Below are 18,625 nucleotides of genomic sequence, written 5' to 3' on the forward strand. Positions count from 1 at the left end.
GGGTAAACCTCCCACGTCTTTCGGGCTGACGAGCCAGCGCGATTCGCATCCATGCTCAAGCGCGCTTTTCGCGGGCGTCCTGCCCGCTCACTCTACCCTCCATCCTCGTCGGCAATATTCCTGATTGCGCTCAACATCAAAAGCCAAAAACCGTGGTTTTGACTTTGGTGTTAAAAGCACATTTGAGCTGCCGAGAGAAGAATGAAGGCAAGGAAAACGGGCAGGACGCCCGTTTTAGGCGTCATGAGCAGGGATGCGAATAAAGCCGTCCGTCAGCCGGAGCGATGATTGAGGGAACCCACGAAGTGGGCAAGCGATACGTGCGCTAGCGCAGGGGTTCCAAGGGGGTTACGCGCTTGTAACCCCATTGGCGGTTGGGGCATCGAAGGCCAAGTGAGCGCCGATCTCATGTCAACCGAACCCATCACCGAACCGATCGTCTGAACCGACCGCCTAAACTGAATATCAACCGAATCACTAATCTGCACCTACCGAATGGTAATAAATCCCCTCTCCTCTCCCATAAAAACTCGTGCTAACATAACCCCAGCAAATAATAATGATAATCAAATCGATAACAATAATCATTTGTTAAAAAAATAATCATTTGTTAAATAAGAGTAACAATGCCAGCGGCTTATTCCTCAGATCCATCATCATCAACGCTGAAATCAGCGTCCACTCTAGGTGCGCAAACAGAGCGCCGACGCGCTCTATTGCTGTTCTTCAGCATCCTTATATTGATGCTGGTGATGGCGGCTAGCCTGATGTTCGGGGCCAAAGCGATTCCCTTCTCCGTGGTGTGGCATAGCCTACTCGGTGAGGTCCACAACGCCGATAGCATTTTGATATTGGAATCACGCCTGCCGCGAACCTTGATTGGAGTCCTCGCGGGGGCCGCATTGGGGTTGTCTGGCGCGGTGATCCAAGCCCTGACCCGCAACCCGCTGGCTGATCCCGGTATTCTCGGGGTGAATGCGGGGGCCAGTTTTGCCGTGGTCATCGGTATCGTTGTGTTTGGCGCACACGCCATTTACGGCTACATGATCTCTGCGTTTATCGGCACCTTGATCACCACACTGGTGGTCTATTGGGTCGGCGCGATGGGCGGCGGGCGAGTGAATCCTCTGCGCCTGACTCTCTCTGGCGTCGCGATTGGCGCGGTATTAACCGGCATCACCTCCGGTATCTCGCTGACTCATCCGCAGGTTTACGACAGTGTCCGCTTCTGGCAAGCCGGTTCGCTGGATATCCGCAACATGTCGGTGGTGACCGCCGTCGCCCCGGTCATTTTACTGGGTTGCCTTATTGCCCTGTTACTGGCGCGGTCGCTGAATGCCATGCATATGGGGGAAGATCTGGCAGCAGCCATTGGCGCGCGCATTGCCCGAACCCAATTTTGGGCGGTGATCACCATCACGTTATTGTGTGGTGCCGCGACTGCCGCCGTCGGCCCTATCGCCTTTATTGGCCTGATGGTTCCCCATATTGCTCGCTGGATCGTCGGGCCAAATCAAGCTTGGATTCTGCCATTCACGCTGGTAATCACACCGATTCTGTTATTGGTATCCGACATTATTGGGCGCTTTTTGGTGCCGGGCGAATTACGGGTTTCCATCGTGACCGCATTTATTGGCGCACCGATCCTGATCTGGCTGGTGCGAAGTAACAAAAGGATGACCACACTATGAAGTCTGCCACATCCGCGTGGCTATTGGGTCGTTCCGATGGCCCGATAAACTTACGTGTCCGGTCACGCAGTTTGCTGGTGGGCGGCCTGTTATTGCTGGCCTGTTTACTGGGCGCGCTGCTGGCGTTAATGGCGGGCACACTGTCGCTCTCCCCCGCACAAGTGGTCAGTGCTCTGTTCGGCAAAGCCCACGGCACCGTGGATATTATCGTCAATCAATGGCGCTTACCCCGTGCCGTCATGGCGCTGATTTTCGGGGCGGCGCTAGGAATCAGTGGCGCGATATTTCAATCATTGGTACGCAACCCATTGGGTAGCCCTGACGTTATCGGCTTCAATGTGGGTGCTTACACTGGCGCACTGGTCGCCATCACTTTGTTTAATGGCAACTATTTTGAGATTGCCAGTAGCGCACTCGTGGGGGGCTTACTCTCCGCCATGGCGGTCTACTTGCTGGCCTATCGGCAGGGGATTCAGGGCTTTCGGCTGATTATTGTCGGCATTGCCATGAGTGCCATGTTGACCGCCTTCAATACTTGGCTGACGATCACCGCGTCGCTGGAGTCCGCCATGACGGCGGCGGCTTGGGGGGCGGGTTCGCTCAATGGTCTGACGTGGGCAAAAGGTCTACCTTCAGTGCTGTTTATCGCCATTGCTATATTGGCCGCGATGCTACTGAGCCGCCGTATGCCGCTGCTGGAGATGGGCGATGATGCCGCTGGCGCGTTAGGGGTTCCGGTGGAGAGAACGCGCTTGAGCCTGATGGCGATTGGCGTGATTCTGATGGCTGCCGTCACCGCCGCTGCGGGGCCGATCTCCTTTATTGCCTTAGCCGCACCACAAATTGCACGGCGTCTGGCGGGAACATCGTCAGTGACGTTAACCGCCTCAGCATTGATGGGGGCGCTACTCCTCATTGCGGCAGATCTCTGCGCCCAACACCTGTTTTTACCTAATCAACTGCCGGTCGGGGTTATCACAATCAGTATCGGCGGGCTGTATCTTATTTGGCTTTTAATCCGGGAGTCCGGACGATCATGAGTATTGTTAACCCAGCGAGCACCACACCCCGTTTGCAGGCTGATGCCCTGACTCTGGGTTATGACGGCAAGATAATTAGCCAAAATTTGAGTGTCGCCATTCCCGACGGCGAGTTCACGGTGATCGTCGGCCCCAATGCCTGTGGCAAATCGACACTGCTCCGCGCCTTGAGCCGTTTGCTGAAACCGCTGGCGGGTCAGGTGATTTTGGATGGCAAGAATATCGCCAGCATTGATACCCGGCAGGTTGCCCGCCATTTGGGTTTATTGCCGCAAAGCTCGCAAGCGCCGGACGGCATTACCGTGTTGGATCTGGTGGCGCGGGGTCGCTATCCCCACCAGAAGCTATTACAGCAGTGGACACAGGCCGATAAGCTGGCCGTCAGTCACGCGATGCAAGCAACGGGCGTCACTGAACTGGCTGATAGATCAGTTGATGCCCTATCTGGCGGGCAGCGCCAGCGGGTATGGATCGCCATGGTACTGGCACAGCAAACCCCGCTACTGCTGCTGGATGAGCCAACTACCTATTTGGATATCGCCCATCAGATTGATTTGCTTGAGTTATTCAGCCACCTTAATCAGCAACACCACCACACGTTGGTAGCAGTTTTGCATGATCTCAACCACGCCTGCCGCTACGCGACTCATATTATCGCCATGCGCGACGGGCAGATTGTGGCCCAAGGTAAACCGCGTGAGGTGATCACCGCTGAGTTGGTGGAGCAGGTGTTTGGTATGCCGTGTTTGATTATTGATGATCCGGTTTCGGGGACGCCGTTGGTGATTCCGAGGGGGAGGTATAAGGGTTAAGGCTCAATTTGGTTTTGATTTAGGTTTCAGTTTCAGTTTCAGTTTCAGTTTCAGTTTCAGTAAATCAGATCGGATCAGGTTTCGGTTGATATTCGCTCGGTGCTTACTTGACCTCCCCAGCCTCAACCGAGTCGGGCCGCAGGGCGGCGGCCCAACACCCGCGCCTTGCGCGGAATATTGCCCTGCGGGTAAACCTCCCACGTCTTTCGGGCTGACGAGCCAGCGCGATTATTGCCTCTTCGAGGCTACCCTTCGGGCCAACGCAAGCGTTGTTCAAAACTGCTTCGCAGTGTTGTCGCATCCATGCTCAAGCGCGCTTTTCGCGGGCGTCCATGCCCGCTCACTCTACCCTCCATCCTCGTCGGCAATATCTCTGATTGCGCTTAAGGTCAAAAGAGAAAGGCAAAATCAAAACTGGGGTTTTGACCTTGGTGTTAAAAGCACATTTGAGCTACCGAGTGAAGAATGAAGGTAGGACGTGAGGCATGGATGCCGAGCGAGCCGTGCTTGAGCAGGAGCGAATCACGGCGTTCCGTCAGCGTAATGATGAGCGAGGGTACCCACGAAGTGGGCAAGCGATACGTGCGCTAGCGCGGGGATTCCAAAGGGGTCACGCGCTTGTGACCTCTTTGGCGGTTGGAGCATCGGAGGCCAAGTGAGCACCGATCTCATGTCAACCGAACCAATCACCGAGTCGATTATCAACCGAAACCAGATCCGATCTATTGCGGAGGCCAAGTGAACGGCGATCTCATGTCAACCGAACCGAGCGCCTGAACAGAATATCAACCAAACCCTGATCCTAGTAATCCCCCTAATCCCTCAATTAACCCCCCTCGCCAGCAAAGCGAATCATGCCCCCCGCTATAAACCCGATACTGCAATCGATGCCCCGCGCGGCGTAGGGCTTCACTCATCACTTCATTGACCTGATAAATCACAGCCTCGTAGCGGCCTGCTTCCATAAATATATTCAATGGGTGATTAGCCCCCAGCCCCTGCAACACTTGATCGGTCAACCAGCCCTGATGCTCTGCCGTTTCCGCTGCCAACATCCTAAGATTGTCGACATCTGGCCACCAGAACGAACCCGATTGACTCAGCACACAACCAAAACGCTGCGGCCAGTGTAATCCGGCATATAACGACGCCAATCCGCCGAAGCTTTGCCCCGCCACGACAGTGCGGGAGGCCAGTTCAGTAAAGGGTTGCAGCTCGGCCACTTGCGGTAGGAGTTCCGTTTGCAGCGCCTGCCAGAAATTCGGATTGCAGGGCAGTTCCTGCGAACGATGCGCTTGGTCAATGATATCTATCAACACATACACCGTGGCAGGTAGGCGGCCAGCGGCAGTTTCATTATCCAGCACGCCAAATAGTGGCTGCCGCTGCGCCCAATACTGGCCATCCAGCAAGATAGCCAATGGCCGATCAGCCAGATTTTTAGCGCCATTATTGCTTTTGGCCCCGCGCGTAGAGTAAATCCACACATGGCGACTGTTGCCCAATAATGGGCTGTGCCATGTGATCAGTTGCAGCCGTTGCGGGTCCGGCGGAAGTGATTGGCCCGCATCAATCGGTTGCCAAGCCGTCTGTGGCAAAGCATCGGCTAAATGCACCGCCGAAAGCGGCTTACCCCGATAGCTGGCATGGGCGGCAGTCAAATTTAGCGGGTCGTTTTCCGCCAGCTCCATCAGTGAGAGCCACCCATTGCGCTGCGCCAGACGCCGCTCCTGCGGGCTGCCTTGCGGTAAATTCAAACTTTTCTCGGCGGGGGCGGGAATAAAACTGTAGCTGCCGCGAAAGTCAGATGCCACCTCCGCTTGCCAATACCAGACATCCGTCTGCCCCAACCGCTGGAGGGTTTCAGGGTTCACACTGTGGTGATCAGTCACCCCGTTGACGTCGATATAGACCCGGCTAAAAACCGCGTCACTCGCCTTGCCCTGCCGATCGCGCCAGAGAAATGTCAGTTTAACTTTGCCCTCGCCCGCCGGTTCTGTCAGCGGCGTGCCCCACTGTGCAATCTGCTGCCACCAGACATCACTGCCTGCCATGGGGGAGTTCAACAACTGCTGACTGTCTGGATGGTGTTTCGCCACGCTCACAAGCGGTCCTTTTTTAGTCGGCTCAAACTAGGTAGGGATATGATACAAATCATATTGAGAATCATTATTGATTACAACACCCATAGATCAGTGTAATTTCTCTCGCTCGCCGACCCTTGATTAAAGAAAAGTAAATTTTTACCACGATTTACGCCATTTCGGCCCTGGATTTGAAAAAAAATAGAATATATTCAGCACACTAACTTTTTCGCAACCTTTCTGCCCAATCTGCATAACCGGACAAAACCATTCTAAAAACAGGGGGATAGTCCTATACTCGCTGACAGCATGATTTCATACCGCCACTCATTCAGGTAAAAAATGCCAGCATTCAGGGGAACAGCACAGCTTATGCATCGGATGCGCGCTAGCAAGAAGCGCATGTGCGGTCTGCTGCTGCTTGCCTGCTGGTTGATCCTCAATGCGCAATTGGCCGTTGCCAGCCATCAATGTGATATCACCCCTGCCGCCTCGCCCGTTTTTACTCAGCACCAAGGGCATTTGCAGAACCAGATGCAAGATATGCCATCGATGGCGGAAATGCCTCATGGTCAGGCGCAAAACGCCCTGTGCGAAAAGCACTGCATCCCTGACTCGGTGCAGTCTGACAGCGGCATGTTAGTATTGGCAGCCCTGCCGACTAATACAGAACTGGTGCTGGCAGATGTGCAGCAAAACCCGCGCATCCATCGCCTTGACTGGCAGACGCCCCCCATTGTTGGCCCCCCCACCGAGATCGTTTTCTGCCGATTTAGAGAGTAGATCCAGACAGAGTTAACCGCATTTTTCAGGCCGCCTTCGTGCGGTGTATTGCGCTTATTTTATGTTCTGGAGTGATTCCTATGAGTTCCTTATCTACTGCTACCTCCGCGATGGCGGGCCTTCTGTTCTGCGCTGGGATTATTTTCTCTGCACCTCTGTTCGCCGCGACTGAATCCATGACCGACAGTATGCCGATGTCCCACCATCATGGGGCAATGATGGCAGATGCTCCCGCCACTGATGCCGATAATTACCACTCTCGCGGGCAGGTGAAAGTCTGGAGCGCCAGCAGTGTCGCCATCGCCCACCCTGCCATTCCGGCGCTGAACTGGCCACCCATGACCATGACTTTCGATCTGCCAGAAAATCTGGTCGCAACGCCATTGCCCGTCGGCGCGCTTGTCACATTCAGCTTTCGCCAAACCCCTCAGGGCTATCAGTTGACCGCCATTTCAGCGCAACAGCCGTAAGGCGGGAGTTACCATGAACTCATCACTTCATCACCCATCGCAGGGGCGGCCCACGGCTGCATGGCGTTTAAGATTTGCCCACGTGTTGATGGCGGCGGCGCTCAGCTTGCCCGCTGTCGGTTACGCGGCAGATATCACGCTGGAACAGGCGCTCACCTCCGCAGAGCGCTATTCGGCTGAACTCTCGGCCAATCAGCATCAGGTCAATGCGTTGGAGAATATGGCCAGTTCCGCCACCCAACTCCCTGATCCCAAACTAAAGTTCGGCATTGAAAACCTGCCGGTTGGCGGCAGCAATGCGCGGCGCTTTACCCGCGAGGGCATGACCATGCAGCGCGTCGGCATCATGCAGGACTATATCAGCAGTGATAAGCGGCAAAGAAAGGCCGATACCCTAAGTGCCGAAGCGCGTAAAACCGCAGCGGGCAGCGAAACCATCCGCACTCGGCTGCAAAAAGAGGCCGCGCAGGCGTGGCTGGATCTGGCCTTAACTGAGCAGGCCGTCAGCGCTGCCAAAGTGCTGGTACAGGAGAGCGAAAAACAGGTCGCGCTACAACGAGCGGGGGTGGCCAGCGGTGGCGCACTCCCCAGCTCAGTGCTGGATGCCCGCCTGACACTCTCGGCCATGCAGGACAGATTGACGACTGCACAGCGGGATGTCGCCTTGGCGCAAACCCAACTGACCCAGTTGACTGGCATTGAGGTCAATCACATCAGCGGCTCCTTGCCCCACTTCACCCGCCTACCTGCCGAGATCACCCTCTTGCGCGAGGCCATCAATCAGCACCCGGAAATCTTGCTCGCCAGCCGTGAGGCGGATGTCGCCAAAGCCCGCTCTGCCCAGTCCGCCATTGCTGCCACCCCCGATATTGGCATTGAAGTTTATTACGCCAAACGGGCGGACGAGTATGAGGATATGGCGGGCGTGATGGTGACGGTCGATCTGCCGCTGTTCCGCTCACAGCGTCAAGACAAAGACTACGCCGCTGACGTCTCGCGATCGATGGAGGCCAACGACCAACTGACCTTACTGACCCGCGATCATCGGGCGCAGCTTGACACGCTATTGGCGCAATATCAGGCTACCCAGCAGCTATGGCAACGGCAGACAGAGGAAGTATTACCGTTGCAAAAACAACGGGTTAATTTGATGATGGCACAATATCAGGCCAATAAAAGTGACTTGAGCAGTGTACTGGAAGCGCGGCGCGCCCTCCTCGATAGCCAGCTCAACGCCAGCAATGCCGCCAGAGAGTTAGCCCGCACTTGGGCCGCCATCCGTTATCTGACCCCGCAGGAGAGCGCGCAATGAAAAAACAACTGAGTTTCACCTTAGTCGCCGTCGCGGTGGTCAGTGGGCTGACTGGCTATCTATTAGGGAAACCCACGTCCCAACCCCCTGCTGCTGTCGCAACCCACGCCGATGCCGCAGCAGACAATAGCCGCACCGTGCTCTATTGGTACGATCCGATGTCGCCCGGTCAGCGCTTTGATAAACCGGGTAAATCGCCCTTTATGGATATGGAGTTGGTACCGCGCTATGCCGGAGAGAGTGCTGATGATGGCGGCGTGACCATTAGCGCCCGCCAACAGCAAAATCTGGGGGTTCGCACCGCACCCGCTGAGATGCGCTCACTCAACTATCACCTCAATGGCTATGGCACAGTGGCGACTGATGAACGCAGCGTGCAGGTGATCGCCGCGCGAGCTAACGGCATTATTGAGCAGTTGTATGTGCGCGCCAATCAGCAGCCCGTCACGAAAAACCAGCCATTGGCTCAATTATGGGTGCCGGATTGGAGTGCCGCGCAGCAAGAGTATTTGGCGATCCGCACCTTGGGCGATAGCGCGTTAACCGCCGCCGCCCGCCAGCGGCTACAACTGCAATTTATGCCCGAAGAGGTGATTCGCAGTGTCGAAAAAAGGGGTCAGCCGCAAACACGGGTGACCTTGCGCGCTCCGTCTGATGGCTATGTCAATAAGCTGGATATTCGTGCCGGTTCGCAAGTCACCGCGACACAATCCCTGTTTGAACTCGCCAGCCTCGATCCAGTGTGGATTGTGGTCGATTATCCGCAATCGCAAGCCAGTTTGGTCACGCTCGGCAGCACCATTGCCGCCACCACCGCCAGTTGGCCGGGTGAGACGTTCCACGGCACAGTCAGCGAATTACTGCCCAATATGGATCTCGCTACCCGCACCCTCAAAGCGCGGGTGGTGCTAGAGAATCCGCAACAGAAACTCAAACCGGGTATGTACCTGAGTGTGCAATCAGCATCAGCCGATACACTCCCCCCAGTGCTGGCGATCCCGCAGGAAGCCCTGCTGATGAGCGGCAACCGCAACACCGTTTTACTGGCGCAAGGAGAGGGTCACTTTAAGCCGATAGCGGTCAGCGCAGGGCAAACTCAAGACGGTTGGGTCGAGATAAAATCCGGGCTGGAGGTGGGTCAGTTAGTGGTCACCTCGGGGCAATTCCTGATTGATTCGGAAGCCAGTCTGCAAAGCGCCCTGCCGCAAATGGAGGACGCGCCAGCCCCCCTCACGCCGCCAATGGCGAGTGGCGCAGAGGGTGCAGAGGGTGCAGCAGAAAGTGCGGCGGGCAATCCGGTGGATGTCTACTCGGTGCAAGGGGAGGTCAAAGCGATCAACGGGCAGACCATTACCCTGTCTCACGGCCCGATAGCGGCCCTAAAATGGGGGACGATGACCATGGATTTCCTGCTGCCCGCAGGTAAGTTATCCCCGACAATCGCGGTCGGGAGTCAGGTTAATTTCACCTTTATCCTCAATGATCAAGGGGCGCAGATCCGCCAGATCCAGCCGGTAAAACCCAATAGCAGTGCTGATATTCATGGGGGCCACTTATGATTGCCGCCGTTATCCGCTGGTCACTGCGTAACCGGCTGCTAGTGCTACTCGGCGCAGTGATGATGGCCGCGTGGGGGATCTGGTCACTGCAACAGACCCCGCTCGATGCGCTGCCGGATCTCTCTGATACGCAAGTGATTATTCGCGTCAGTTACCCCGGTAAAGCGCCGCAGGTGGTGGAGGATCAGGTCACCTACCCACTCACCACCACCATGCTTTCGGTGCCCGGAGCCAAAACCGTGCGCGGCTTCTCGATGTTTGGCGATGCCTACGTCTATGTGCTGTTTGACGATGGCACTGATCCTTACTGGGCGCGCTCACGGGTACTGGAGTATCTCAGCCAAGTACAATCCACCCTGCCCGCTGAAGCCAAAGCCTCGTTGGGTCCGGATGCCACGGGCGTCGGCTGGATCTATGAATACGCCCTAATCGACAGAAGCGGTAAACACAGTTTGGCGGATCTGCGCGCCTTGCAGGATTGGACACTGAAATTTGAGCTGAAAACCGTGCCGAACGTCTCGGAAGTCGCCAGTGTCGGCGGCATGGTGCGCCAGTACCAAGTGGTGCTCGACCCCGAACGGATGCGCGCGCTGAATCTCTCCCATCAACAGATTGCCAGCGCCATTGCCGACAGCAATCAGGAGGGGGGCGGCTCGGTGCTGGAGATGGGGGCCGCCGAGTATATGGTGCGCGCCAGCGGCTACCTGAAAACACCGGATGATTTTAGGAATATCGTGATTACCGCCCGTGATGGCATCCCTATTTTGCTCTCCGATGTCGCTACTGTGCGCATGGGGCCAGAGATGCGCCGTGGAGTAGCGGAGCTGAACGGCGAGGGGGAAGTGGCCGGAGGCATCATCGTGATGCGTTACGGCAAAAATGCGCTGGAAACCATCAATGGCGTGAAAGAGAAGCTGCAACAGATTCAGCACAGCCTACCCGCGGGCGTGGAGATCGTGCCAGTGTATGACCGCTCGCAACTGATCACCCAAGCTATCGACAGCCTCTCATTTAAGCTGCTGGAGGAGTTTCTCGTCGTCGCGGTCATCTGCTCACTATTCCTGTTCCACTTCCGCTCGGCACTGGTGGCGATCATCACCCTGCCGCTGGGGATTCTGGGCGCATTTATCGTGATGCACTATCAGGGGGTTAATGCCAATATCATGTCACTTGGCGGTATCGCCATTGCTATCGGGGCCATGGTGGATGCGGCGATCGTGATGATCGAGAACATGCACAAAGTGCTGGAGCAGTGGCGGCGGGATCACCCCGGACAAACTCCCGTCAGTCAGGACTATTGGCGCATTTCAGAGCAGGCGGCCATTGAAGTCGGCCCGGCTCTCTTTTGCAGCCTATTAATCATCACCTTATCCTTTATTCCTGTCTTCACCTTACAGGCGCAGGAGGGGCGGATGTTCTCGCCGCTGGCCTTCACCAAAACCTACGCCATGGCGGTTTCGGCGGGGTTAGCCATCACACTGGTGCCGGTATTAATGGGCTATTTTATTCGCGGAAAGATTCCCGATGAGAATGCTAACCCGATTAACCGCACCCTGATCGCCCTCTATCATCCGGTACTCACCGCTGTATTAGCGCGCCCCAAAACCACCTTGGCAATTGCGGGTATGTTGCTGCTGGCAACCCTCTATCCGCTCAGTCGCTTAGGCAGCGAATTTATGCCTGCGCTGGATGAAGGCGACTTGCTCTATATGCCCTCCACCCTGCCGGGGATCTCGGTGCGGGAAGCCAGCCACTTGCTGCAACAAACCGACCGCCTGATCAAAACCGTGCCGGAAGTCGCCACGGTTTTTGGTAAAGCCGGGCGGGCCGAGACCGCAACGGATCCCGCACCACTGACCATGATCGAAACCACCATCCGCTTTAAGCCCAAAGATCAGTGGCGGCCCGGGATGACCATGGAGAAATTAATTGAGGAGCTGGACGCCACCGTCAATGTCCCCGGCATTGCCAATCTGTGGGTTCCGCCGATTCGTAATCGGCTGGATATGTTGTCGACGGGCATCAAAAGCCCGGTTGGCATCAAAGTTAACGGCAAAAATGTGCAACAAATCGAGCAGGTCGCCCAGCAAATTGAGCAAGTGGTGCGCAAGGTGCCAGGGGTAACCTCGGCGCTATCTGAACGGCTGGCTGGGGGGCGCTATGTGGATATTGATATTGACCGGAAGCGGGCAGCCCGCTATGGGGTGTCAGTCAAAGAGCTGCAATCTCTGGTGGCAACAGTAATCGGTGGGCAAAACATCGGTGAAACCATCGAGGGTCGAGAGCGCTACCCGATCAATCTGCGCTATCCACGGGAAATTCGCGATTCACTGCAAAAGCTGCGGGATTTACCGGTGCTGACCGCCAATGGTGGGCAAGTGGCGCTCTCCGAACTGGCCGATATTAAGGTAACGGAAGGCCCGCCGATGCTGAAAAGTGAAAATGCGCGCCTATCCGACTGGGTGTATATCGATCTGCGCGGGCGAGATTTAAAATCAGCCGTCACCGAGATGCAACAGGCGGTGGCACAGCAGGTGAAGCTGCCGGAGGGCGTGTCACTCGGCTGGTCTGGGCAATTTGAGTATCTGGAACGGGCCACCGCAAAACTAAAAATTGTGTTGCCTGTCACCCTGATGATCATTTTTGTGTTGCTCTACGTGACTTTCAGCAGTGTCCGCGATGCCGCACTGATCATGGCAACACTCCCCTTTGCACTGATTGGCGGTGTCTGGCTGCTGTATGGGCTGGAATATAACTTTTCTGTCGCTGCTGCCGTGGGCTTTATTGCATTGGCGGGAGTGGCGGCGGAGTTTGGTGTCATCATGGTGCTCTATCTTAATCAGGCGGTGAAAAAGCATCAGCAACCCGGTATTGCCATGACCGCCAGCCAGATGAGCGCCGCAATTCACGAAGGTGCCGTGCTACGGGTTCGGCCCAAAGCCATGACCGTCGCCACTATCATGGCGGGCCTTCTGCCTATTATGTGGGGCGGCGGTACAGGTTCAGAAGTGATGCAGCGCATTGCGGCACCGATGATTGGCGGGATGGTCAGTGCACCGCTGCTTTCGATGCTGGTGATTCCGGCGGTATATATGTTGCTGCATAAAAAAGAGAGCAAGTTTCCATTAAAACGGCAGTAAAAATCACTCTGGCCCTAAGTCTTGCCTCAAAGGACTTAGGGCTTTCTCTTTGCTACCTGATTATCTCTCAGATAATCTGAATCCACAGAAATGTAAGTTAATTCACTTAATATCGATAACGCCCCCCATTTCACGCCTCAATAGGGTCTGATTCAGACCTTTACCACTCATTCACTCCTCATCTCTATTTGTATCTTATAAAAGACAAATATTATATTTTAAGTTAAAAAAACAATATAAAGTCAAAAATATAGAAAACAGCTCGCCAACCGCTATTTAGTTAAAATTAAAAAAACATAAAATATAATATATGATAAAAAAATAAGAAAATTAAGTAATGAATAATAAACAATAACCCAATCATATTCACCACAGACTTGTTAATAATAATTTATTCATGCAAGAATATACCAAGAAATATTGATATAAAAAAACAAAATGACATTTTAATACTCTCACCCCTACTATTGCATATCCCAAAAACAGAGAAGAACATAAAAAGTTTCAAAGAGAAGTCGCCACATAGCAAAGTAGAGCTTACCCATGAAAGGTAAATGCTTAAAACAATCCAATAATAAATAGAGACTTTATATAGGATAGGTAGCCATCAATATGGAGAATAAAGAGACTGTGTTTAAATTAGAAAGAACAGTGCTGTTCTCACCCGCACAACGTTGCTTAAATGGCCCAGAGGGTACAGTTGTCATATTAACTGAGAATAACATCAGGTTTTTACAGCTGTTACTCAGCGGTGTGACGGCAAAAGAGCAGATTATTAATCAGGTGTGGAGAGAGCAACGAGGGGCGGTCAGCGAAAGTAGCTACTACGGGCAGCTCTATATGCTACGCAAAGCCTTCGTTCAGGTCGGGCTGAAAGAGTCGCTGATTCATACCATTCCACGCAAAGGTGTGCGCTACACCGGTTCAGTAGAACAGATAGTGATTTGTAATAAGAAAGAGCAGCAGCAAAATAGTCACAATATTCAGTCAATAACCGCAGATAACACATTGACTGATGACACACTGGTTGAGAATAGACAAATAAGCACACCCTCGCTGCCGATAAAAAATGCGATCACTCTAGTATCTCAGCCGCCAGTAAAACAGAGTTTTTTACAAAGTCACCGCTGGAAGAAATTAATTTCTCTGTTAGCTTTTTTCTCTTTCTGTTGGCTCTCATTTCTCTCAGTCTTAATCATTATCATCTTATTCAATGGCAACAACTCACCTCATTAATATTATGAGTAAGATGAGTGTAATTTAAAAAGGGTAAATGATGGTAATAAAAAGGAATTCGTCAAAAAAAAACCGTTTAATAGCTACCACTACGAACGAGGCGAAATTAATAGTATCGATTCGGGCAGTAGCAACTTATCTACCTAGCACAGTTAAAACAACGGGCATTCCCCATAAAAAACTTAAAGGAAATAGACATGATGAACTTAATTACTAAAGGTTATGTAGCAGCTCAACTTAACACCCAGGCATTTTTGAAAGACAATCGTGGTTCCATTATCGAGTACGTGATGATTATTGCCTTAGCGGGTGTCCTTATTGCAGCGGCTAAACCAACACTTGTAACGCTTGTAAACGATTTGACCACACAGGCAAAAGGTTCAGTTACTGGCATCCTGTAATAAATTTATCAATGTACTATGGCAACTTAAGGTTGCCATAGTATTACAAAATGTGAGTATAGCTTATTGGATATATTTGAAATTTCAGTGGTTATATTATTAGTAATACAACTATTGCTAATTTGCTATAGCGATATTCGTCACCGCATTGTCAGTAATAAACTTATTATCACTGTCGCTATCACTACATTGGCCTTAGGTTTTGCTAAAAACAATACGGTTAGTATAGTCATCCCGTTGTTCGCGCTACTAGCGGGCTACATTATATTCCATTTCAATCTTATTGGAGGCGGTGATGTCAAATTAATAACCGTTTTACTGCTTACTTTGACCCCAGGGCAATCACTGGATTTCATTCTCTATACTGCCATTATGGGCGGCGTAGTCATGATAATAGGTATGCTGATTAATCGATCAGATATTCAACAGCGAGGAGTTCCTTATGCCGTTGCCATTTCAATCGGCTTCTTATTAGCTCTGTTTACCTAAACAGTCAGTAGGTTAACCACATAATGGTGTAAAGGTTATCAATCATGAACCGTAAATTTCTTCTATTATTATCACTCTTCATTGTGGCAATAGGTATAACAGGGATACTCAGCAATAACGGAGATGATGAAAACAACCCCATCGGTAATTTAGTCGAATTCAACAAAGAGAAAGAAGTGAGTATTGTGCTCGCACAATCAACCCGTACTCTCTCATCAGGCTCGATATTAGCTAAGGGTGATTACGCGCTAAAGACAATTATAGTACCAGAATCAAGTGAATGGGTAAAAAGTGATGTATCGAAAATAGAAAATATTAACCACCATTTACTGAGATCAAATGTTCTTGCAGAATCTTATATTACTCATGAAATGTTAGTCTCTCCCGAGAGTAATGAATTTAGTCGGCTAATTCTAAAAAAAGGTGAGGTAATTTACAAATTAGAGATAAAACAGTTGGAAGAGTACCTACTGGATACATTAAGCGCAGGTGACTTACTTTCATTTCAGTTAAGAACGCTTGAAACAGATCAGAGAAAAGGCACGGAAAATGGCATCTCTATTAATACTAACGAGATGAATGACAGGAAAAAACAGAGCTACTCATTAACCGAAATCATCCCCGATATGCGGATAATAAGAGTAAATAAGTATTCTACTAGCGAATTATCAGAAATAAATAACAATAATCAAAAGACTAAAGATAGGTTAGCTGGTTATATAGATGTCGTCATTAGCACTGATGAACTTGATCTCATTCATATAGCAGAAAAAGCTGGTGATATCTTTCTGATACCGAGTATTAAACCTCGTGATCAAAAATATAAATCAAAAAATTTACATGACATTTTACCCAAACTTCACACTATAAGAGAGTTAAGAGGATGAAAGAAACCAGACCAAGGTCTCTACGCTGGAATATATTACTCTTTCTATTTATCATCGCGATTGGCCAAATAGCCGTTAACAAGGCAAAGGCTAAATCAACTTACTTATCTTCTGGTGAGTCATATACCATTGAAACACAAGAGGAGATAGATACCGTTTTTGTTTCCTCAGCCGCTATCGCTGACTATGAACTCGTCGGGAAAAATAGCATCATTGTTTATGCAAAAAAAGAAGGAACAGCAGAATTTATACTATTCGGCCGCAATCATCAGCCGATCATTAAGAGAACCGTCTTGGTCAATGACATTATCAATGCCACCAATAAAAGAATAATCGCGGAGTATCCTGATAGTCACATTGAGATTGATAAAATAGGTGATAGCTATATTTTAACTGGAGAGGTGGAGTCAGAAGAGGAAAAAGACACCATAGCCACTCTTGTCGGTGAAGCAATTGGCAGTAAAAAAGAGGAATCTGGCAAGGGGCAATATTTTAATACGCCTTATTACTCAAATATCATTAATAAGATAAAACTGCCGCAATCTAATCAAGTGAATGTCAAATTGACCATCGCTGAAGTCACTAAGGATTTCAGTGAAAATGTCGGAGTTGATTGGAGCACCGCAGGGGATGCCGTCGGCTCTTTTCAGTTCATTAGATTCAATGCTAAAGGGATCAGTACGTTGGTTCATGCCATTAATGATGATTCGATTGCCCGTATTTTAGCCGAACCTAATCTCTCCGTATTATCAGGCGAAAGTGCCTCATTTTTAGTCGGAGGTGAAATACCCATTATCAGTACGACAGAAAATAGCAGAACAGTTTCTTATAAAGAATTTGGCATCAAATTGAATATCGGTGCCAAAGTCAATGAGAAAAAACGTATCCGCATTCATATCAATGAAGAGGTGAGTAGCATAGGTAAAACATTTAACATTGAGGGAGGGGACTCTATTCCTTCATTAAGAACGCGTAAGGCGGAAACCACCTTAGAACTGGGAGACGGGGAAAGTTTTATCTTGGGTGGACTCATCAGTCACACCGAAAGAGAATCACTCAAGAAAATCCCACTGATTGGCGATATTCCAATATTAGGGGCATTGTTCCGTAATGCACAAACTGAACAAAATCAAACTGAATTGGTGGTGATCGCCACCGTAAATCTGGTTAAATCCGTTTCAAAAAAAGAAGTAGAACTGCCCGATTTTATGCATACCTCCACACTGGAGCGTTTCTTTAACTTAACGCCTATTATGGAAGTAAAACGTAAAAAAATAGCTAAGGAATTTCTGCGTAACGGCGGGTTTATCAAATGAAATTACTCATCATAACGAGTTTGATCTTATCTTCTCATCTTGCTCTGGCGGCATCAACAATCAAGCCAACTCAGAATGACCGAGCATCTACATTAATAAAAAACAATGATCTTATACTCAGTGCCATCAGCAAAGACAGCACTAACAGAGACAAAACTCAGTATAACCATTGCAAATACAATCTTAACGACTATCGTCACTTAAAAAACAGTGAAATGGGATGTGCTGTTAGCAACAATAGAAAAAATTCAAGTTACCATGGTGACATATGCAATTAATCCTCAATAAAGAATTGATCAGTAGGAAAGAGAGTAAAGTTAAGAATACTATTACCATTATTTCTACACGTAAGTGGTTAATCGAGGAGATTTCTGAAAAAATACGACTTACTGACTTTGACAATATAAAAAAAATTGAGCAAGACATATTTAATGCTGTCACTATTAATTTATCGGGTCAAACTGTCGGTGTTATTATTGACATAGGAAATAATTGCGATGTAGAAGATACAGTTAATTTAATTAAAAATAACACTCCTCGTGACTGTTGGTGTGTATTAGTCGGCGATATCGATTCAATCAGCATTGCACAGCAGTTTACAGATCACGGGTTATTATACTTAAATATGCAGTCTCAATCTGCTGAACTCACACAGCATTTACTGAAAGGCATTCAGGTAGAATCAGGAAGGAGAGCATTTTTTATCAGTGTGCTGGGGTGTAAAGGGGGAATAGGTACCACGCTAATGAGCTATCATTTAGCCCATGAAATGACTCAAATTAAAAAATCTCCCACTTTGCTATTACAAGGTAATCAAGGATCGCAAGATCTGGACCTTATTACAGAAAAGAAGATGAGTACTGAGCTGACTGAGTATAAGAAGAACTTTGATCTTATGCTGTGTAAAGATAAAAAATTAAGCGATGCTGACATTCAGAAAAACAAAAAACATAATTTTATTATATTTGATCAATCAATTCATAATGCCACAAAAGAAAATTTAGCAGATTACATTGAACACTCTAACTGTATTGTTCTTATGCTTGACAATAGTATGGTATCAGTTCGTGTTGCTAAAGAATTTATTGATTTTTATACTCGTTTTAAGCGAGATAACAAACAGTCGGTTAAGTTAATAATTTGCGTAAATGAAAGTAGACCAATAACAAAAGATATGTTAGACATCTCGGACATACAATCATTATTAGGAAAAACTATAGATATAAAAACACCTTATATATATAAGAAAAACAACTCACTCAATGATCAAAAATATTTTGGCCGAAGGAAAAAAACAATAACTGAGTTAGCCAGTCAGACATTAGGTATCCGCATGGATTCATCAACATATAGTGGGACTTTAATAAAGAAAATCATCACATCCCTGAAAAAATAAAAGGTAACC

15 protein-coding genes are annotated in these 18,625 nt (G+C 49.9%); 14 read left to right on the forward strand and 1 reads right to left on the reverse strand.

Annotated elements, in window-relative coordinates; genetic code table 11:
• The first annotated feature begins 626 nt into the window (after nt 1–626).
• Genes fepD through HRD69_RS01700 form a run of 3 tightly spaced genes read left to right on the forward strand, consistent with a single transcriptional unit; the run spans nt 627 to nt 3,543 of the window.
• On the forward strand, nt 627–1,691 hold the full coding sequence (gene fepD, locus HRD69_RS01690) for a Fe(3+)-siderophore ABC transporter permease (protein WP_032815662.1): 1,065 nt from the start codon (nt 627–629) through the stop codon (nt 1,689–1,691).
• Complete coding sequence (fepG, locus tag HRD69_RS01695; RefSeq protein WP_032815659.1) at nt 1,688–2,731, forward strand: iron-enterobactin ABC transporter permease; 1,044 nt, start codon at nt 1,688–1,690, stop codon at nt 2,729–2,731. The genes fepD and fepG overlap by 4 nt, the downstream gene beginning before the upstream one ends.
• A complete protein-coding gene (locus HRD69_RS01700; RefSeq protein WP_032815657.1) occupies nt 2,728–3,543 on the forward strand; it encodes an ABC transporter ATP-binding protein in 816 nt (271 codons plus the stop codon). Before fepG ends, HRD69_RS01700 begins: the two co-directional genes overlap by 4 nt.
• A gap of 785 nt (nt 3,544–4,328) precedes the next feature.
• Here HRD69_RS01700 and fes read toward each other — a convergent pair.
• Nucleotides 4,329–5,597 (reverse strand): enterochelin esterase, encoded by a 1,269-nt coding sequence (fes, locus tag HRD69_RS01705; protein ID WP_050413194.1) that lies wholly within the window; start codon nt 5,595–5,597, stop codon nt 4,329–4,331.
• A 402-nt stretch (nt 5,598–5,999) separates the two neighbouring features.
• Between fes and HRD69_RS01710 the strand changes: the two genes are divergently transcribed.
• From HRD69_RS01710 to HRD69_RS01760, 11 genes are all read left to right on the forward strand, one after another.
• The gene (locus HRD69_RS01710) at nt 6,000–6,410 is read left to right on the forward strand and encodes a hypothetical protein (protein ID WP_050413192.1); all 411 of its coding nucleotides are present in this window, start codon (nt 6,000–6,002) and stop codon (nt 6,408–6,410) included.
• Between the two features lie 80 nt (nt 6,411–6,490).
• Nucleotides 6,491–6,880: a copper-binding protein gene (locus HRD69_RS01715; protein ID WP_032814093.1), complete on the forward strand. Its 390-nt coding sequence runs from the start codon at nt 6,491–6,493 to the stop codon at nt 6,878–6,880.
• 13 nt (nt 6,881–6,893) lie between these two features.
• Nucleotides 6,894–8,192, forward strand: a complete 1,299-nt coding sequence (locus tag HRD69_RS01720; protein WP_032814092.1) for a TolC family protein — start codon at nt 6,894–6,896, stop codon at nt 8,190–8,192.
• Nucleotides 8,189–9,751, forward strand: a complete 1,563-nt coding sequence (locus HRD69_RS01725) for an efflux RND transporter periplasmic adaptor subunit (protein ID WP_032814091.1) — start codon at nt 8,189–8,191, stop codon at nt 9,749–9,751. The genes HRD69_RS01720 and HRD69_RS01725 overlap by 4 nt, the downstream gene beginning before the upstream one ends.
• Nucleotides 9,748–12,891: an efflux RND transporter permease subunit gene (locus HRD69_RS01730; protein ID WP_032814089.1), complete on the forward strand. Its 3,144-nt coding sequence runs from the start codon at nt 9,748–9,750 to the stop codon at nt 12,889–12,891. Before HRD69_RS01725 ends, HRD69_RS01730 begins: the two co-directional genes overlap by 4 nt.
• Nucleotides 12,892–13,503: 612 nt before the next feature.
• Nucleotides 13,504–14,127, forward strand: coding sequence for a winged helix-turn-helix domain-containing protein (locus HRD69_RS01735; protein ID WP_004874880.1), 624 nt, complete (start codon nt 13,504–13,506; stop codon nt 14,125–14,127).
• A 197-nt stretch (nt 14,128–14,324) separates the two neighbouring features.
• Nucleotides 14,325–14,528 (forward strand): hypothetical protein, encoded by a 204-nt coding sequence (locus HRD69_RS01740; RefSeq protein ID WP_032814086.1) that lies wholly within the window; start codon nt 14,325–14,327, stop codon nt 14,526–14,528.
• Nucleotides 14,529–14,594: 66 nt separating this feature from the next.
• On the forward strand, nt 14,595–15,017 hold the full coding sequence (locus HRD69_RS01745; protein ID WP_032814085.1) for an A24 family peptidase: 423 nt from the start codon (nt 14,595–14,597) through the stop codon (nt 15,015–15,017).
• Nucleotides 15,018–15,061: 44 nt separating this feature from the next.
• Nucleotides 15,062–15,904, forward strand: coding sequence for a hypothetical protein (locus HRD69_RS01750; protein WP_004874878.1), 843 nt, complete (start codon nt 15,062–15,064; stop codon nt 15,902–15,904).
• Nucleotides 15,901–17,220 carry a type II and III secretion system protein family protein gene (locus tag HRD69_RS01755; protein ID WP_032814083.1) on the forward strand — a complete coding sequence of 440 codons (1,320 nt, stop codon included), beginning with the start codon at nt 15,901–15,903 and terminating at the stop codon, nt 17,218–17,220. The genes HRD69_RS01750 and HRD69_RS01755 overlap by 4 nt, the downstream gene beginning before the upstream one ends.
• Nucleotides 17,221–17,488: 268 nt before the next feature.
• On the forward strand, nt 17,489–18,616 hold the full coding sequence (locus tag HRD69_RS01760; protein WP_004874876.1) for a CpaE/TadZ family protein: 1,128 nt from the start codon (nt 17,489–17,491) through the stop codon (nt 18,614–18,616).
• The last annotated feature ends 9 nt before the right edge of the window (nt 18,617–18,625 follow it).

It is taken from the genome of Yersinia mollaretii ATCC 43969, assembly GCF_013282725.1.
In the GTDB taxonomy this organism is placed as follows: Bacteria; Pseudomonadota; Gammaproteobacteria; order Enterobacterales; family Enterobacteriaceae; genus Yersinia; species Yersinia mollaretii.

Bases quoted from the DNA above. Each gene is read 5' to 3' on its own strand.
- fepD (WP_032815662.1), top strand. From the start codon at position 627: ATGCCAGCGGCTTATTCCTCAGATCCATCATCATCAACGCTGAAATCA.
- fepG (WP_032815659.1), top strand. From the start codon at position 1,688: ATGAAGTCTGCCACATCCGCGTGGCTATTGGGTCGTTCCGATGGCCCG.
- HRD69_RS01700 (WP_032815657.1), top strand. From the start codon at position 2,728: ATGAGTATTGTTAACCCAGCGAGCACCACACCCCGTTTGCAGGCTGAT.
- fes (WP_050413194.1), bottom strand. From the start codon at position 5,597: ATGGCAGGCAGTGATGTCTGGTGGCAGCAGATTGCACAGTGGGGCACG.
- HRD69_RS01710 (WP_050413192.1), top strand. From the start codon at position 6,000: ATGCATCGGATGCGCGCTAGCAAGAAGCGCATGTGCGGTCTGCTGCTG.
- HRD69_RS01715 (WP_032814093.1), top strand. From the start codon at position 6,491: ATGAGTTCCTTATCTACTGCTACCTCCGCGATGGCGGGCCTTCTGTTC.
- HRD69_RS01720 (WP_032814092.1), top strand. From the start codon at position 6,894: ATGAACTCATCACTTCATCACCCATCGCAGGGGCGGCCCACGGCTGCA.
- HRD69_RS01725 (WP_032814091.1), top strand. From the start codon at position 8,189: ATGAAAAAACAACTGAGTTTCACCTTAGTCGCCGTCGCGGTGGTCAGT.
- HRD69_RS01730 (WP_032814089.1), top strand. From the start codon at position 9,748: ATGATTGCCGCCGTTATCCGCTGGTCACTGCGTAACCGGCTGCTAGTG.
- HRD69_RS01735 (WP_004874880.1), top strand. From the start codon at position 13,504: ATGGAGAATAAAGAGACTGTGTTTAAATTAGAAAGAACAGTGCTGTTC.
- HRD69_RS01740 (WP_032814086.1), top strand. From the start codon at position 14,325: ATGATGAACTTAATTACTAAAGGTTATGTAGCAGCTCAACTTAACACC.
- HRD69_RS01750 (WP_004874878.1), top strand. From the start codon at position 15,062: ATGAACCGTAAATTTCTTCTATTATTATCACTCTTCATTGTGGCAATA.
- HRD69_RS01755 (WP_032814083.1), top strand. From the start codon at position 15,901: ATGAAAGAAACCAGACCAAGGTCTCTACGCTGGAATATATTACTCTTT.
- HRD69_RS01760 (WP_004874876.1), top strand. From the start codon at position 17,489: ATGCAATTAATCCTCAATAAAGAATTGATCAGTAGGAAAGAGAGTAAA.